The organism is Aquirufa sp., from assembly GCF_044377215.1.
GTDB lineage: Bacteria > Bacteroidota > Bacteroidia > Cytophagales > Spirosomataceae > Aquirufa.
Window position 1 is genome coordinate 1 of the sequence record NZ_JBILJM010000065.1, and the last position, 2937, is coordinate 2937.

The 2937-nt window shown below is 39.7% G+C and carries 3 protein-coding genes; 2 read left to right on the forward strand and 1 reads right to left on the reverse strand.

Annotated elements, in window-relative coordinates; genetic code table 11:
• A partial coding sequence (locus tag ACIQ6T_RS11320; protein ID WP_395786458.1) for a fatty acid desaturase occupies positions 1–467 on the forward strand: 467 nt, incomplete at its 5' end.
• Here the strand turns inward: ACIQ6T_RS11320 and ACIQ6T_RS11325 are convergent.
• Complete coding sequence (locus ACIQ6T_RS11325; RefSeq protein WP_395786460.1) at positions 433–867, reverse strand: DUF1566 domain-containing protein; 435 nt, start codon at positions 865–867, stop codon at positions 433–435. The genes ACIQ6T_RS11320 and ACIQ6T_RS11325 overlap by 35 nt on opposite strands.
• A 149-nt stretch (positions 868–1016) precedes the next feature.
• Between ACIQ6T_RS11325 and ACIQ6T_RS11330 the strand changes: the two genes are divergently transcribed.
• The coding region (locus ACIQ6T_RS11330; protein WP_395786462.1) for a CDC27 family protein at positions 1017–2937 on the forward strand (1921 nt) is incomplete at its 3' end.

The following is a 2937-nucleotide window of genomic DNA, read 5'->3' on the forward strand; positions in this document are numbered from 1 at the left end:
TTGATGCCCAACAAACCATGTTATTTATTTTCATTCAATTATCGTTTTTAGCTGTAATTGGCTGGTTTTTCGGCACCATGGTGATGGGCTCGTTCATGTTGGCTGCAGCCATCGGTGCGATCCAATTAGAGACTGTGAATTACATTGAACATTATGGATTAAGCCGCGATCGCGTGGAATCAGGCCGTTACGAGCGTGTGAAGCCACATCATTCGTGGAATAGCAATCACATTATGGGGCGCTTGTTGTTGTTTGAGCTAAGCCGACATAGCGACCATCACTACCAAGCATCGCGTAAATATCAGGTACTTCGCCACCAGGAGGATACGCCTCAAATGCCTACGGGTTATCCGGGGATGATTTTATTGGCCCTCATTCCACCCATTTGGTTTCGGGTGATGGATGTGCAAATGAAACGTTTTGATGTGTTACCTAAAAGGAACGAACAGCTTTCACCAAGCATTTAAAATCTTTGAAATACGGCGACTGTAAACCAGTTTGCAAGTTGTGCGTGTAGGCATTGTCTTTGTCGACCTCCGAAGAAGTCCAATACCAGGCTGATTGAAAAATACTTCCTCCCCCAATTTTCTTGTGGTTTAATTTGGGATGTATCAAATCGAACTCTTCCTTGGTAGGCAAACGCCAATCATCAAATCCATTTTGAATTAAATCCTCACAGGCTTTTTGCGCTTGTTTGAATTCCATTTTTCCAATGTTTTCGACCGTTGCGATGAGGCCATGTCCATTTTTTTCAAAGATGACATAACCTCCATTTTTGATGGGAGGAATTCGTTTGTTGGTGCTGCGGTCTGCTTCTTGGCCAAAGGCTGGCGAAATAATCAGTAAGCAAAGTATAATTCGAAGCATGTGGTTGATGATTACGTAATTTGGTCATTCAAAATTAGAGAAAATAGTGTCATAAGGAAATAAAATTGTTGATTATCCGTTTTAACCTCAAATCAATATTAAAATTTAATTGTACTTTGCATCTTTAATTAACACTCCTTATTCTTTGAATGAAAAAACGTTTTTTCGCCTTTGGTATTTCATTCCTTTTTTTGTTTTTATCGGCGTGGGTGAGTGTGGGCCAACAAACCACTTTGTCGGCTGATCCAGCCAAAACATTTCGTCAAGCAAATCTCTTTTTTCAGTCTAAAAACTTCATCGCTGCGCGCGAAGAATTCATTCAATATTTAACTTATTTACAGCAACAACCCCGTGAGTCTACGGCGGAAAAAACTCAGGTGGAGTATTACATCGCTATGTGTTCGATATACACCATGCGTCCTGAGGCGGAAATGCAAGCAATTCGTTTTGTTTCGGAACATCCAGAAAGCCCTTTTGCTGCCCTACTCAAACGCGAAATGGGGGAGTTTTACTATGAAACGGGCGATTGGATCCGCGCTATTCGTTACTTGAGCCAAGCTGCACAAACCAATTTAGAGTATGCTTATTTCATGGCAATTTCCAATTATCAATTGGGCCATTACCTTGAGGCATTAGCCATTTTCAATAATTTGAAGAATGAGACGGAAGTGGAATATGCATTACCAGCTGCATATTATGCGGGTGTAATGCACTTTAAACAGGGAGAATTTGAAGAAGCTGTTTCCGACTTTAAAATTGCTGCCATAGACCCAAGCTATACAGCTGAAGTTCCTCAATGGATATGTTCGGCATTGGTTAAGTTAGGTAAATTTCAAGATTTGGAGCAATATGCGGAACCCATCTTAGCGGATACAACTGGGAAATATCAAAAAAAGGAAATTGCTTTTATTTTGGCTGAGAAGCAGTTTCAGCAAGGTGATTTTGTTAAGTCAGCAAAGAATTTCGAGATTCTTTACAATCATGCGCCTGACCTATTTACGCGTAGACGTAATTTCAAATGGGCATTCGCATTGTATCAGTCAAAACAAGATGATAAATCTTTGTCTATTTTAACTAAAATTGCTTCACCTGCTGATTCTCTTGGACAGGAAATATTACAATTAACTGCAGATATTTACCAGAGACAAGGAAAAGTTGATGACCGATTAGCCTTGTTAGTCGAGATTGCAAGTATGAATTATCATCCTCAGCTGCAAGAAAATGCCTTTATTGCTCGTTGGGATATTTTGAAGTCTAAAAATGATTGGCCACGCATCATTCTAGAGGTTAAAAAATCACAGACTTTAGATACAAATCCAGCCCATGTGGAGTTGTTTGTAGACCTAGCGCTTTTCGCCATCCAACAGACACAAGATTTGTCGGCCTTATCCCACTTTATGCTCCATTCTCCTGCCGGGAAAGTCAAATTCCAAGCTTTATATCAATTGATGATGTATGAAAAGGGTGCTCAGTATTACGCAGCAAATGACCAAAAGCGGGCTATAACCTTCTTGAAACGCTCATTGGAATATCCATTAAACCAAGAAATGGCGTGGAATGCGCGTTATGCCCAAGCGGAAATCTTAGCGAAAAACAATAAGAATTCAGATGCGATTAAAATTTACATGCCTTTGTTGGAGGAAACTAGTAAGCCAACAGGTTCCCCAGAATTAAGCCAACGGATTCGCCTAAGTTTGGCGCAGTCGTTCACGTACATTACGATGTATGATCGAGCTCAAAACTATTTTGAGGATTATTTGTCCAATAAATTACAAGTTTCAAAAACGGTTGATGATTTTAGAAATGCGGGTGAAACGGCCATAGCTAATGGTAAGATTAATTTAGGACTATCTTATTTTGATCAAGGTATAGCACTAGGTCAAACTGGGATGAGTTCTTTATTAGAGCGGAAAGCTGCCGTGTTAATGAATGAGCGAAGATTTGAAGAAGCACATTTTGTTTATGAAAAATTAAGCCAAGTAAGCACAAATGGCTCTAAGCATGATGAGGTTTTATTTTTGGCAAATTTGGCTCGATTTAGATCTCAAAATAAACTAGTTTTTGCGGAAT

Bases quoted from the DNA above. Each gene is read 5' to 3' on its own strand.
- ACIQ6T_RS11325 (WP_395786460.1), bottom strand. From the start codon at position 867: ATGCTTCGAATTATACTTTGCTTACTGATTATTTCGCCAGCCTTTGGC.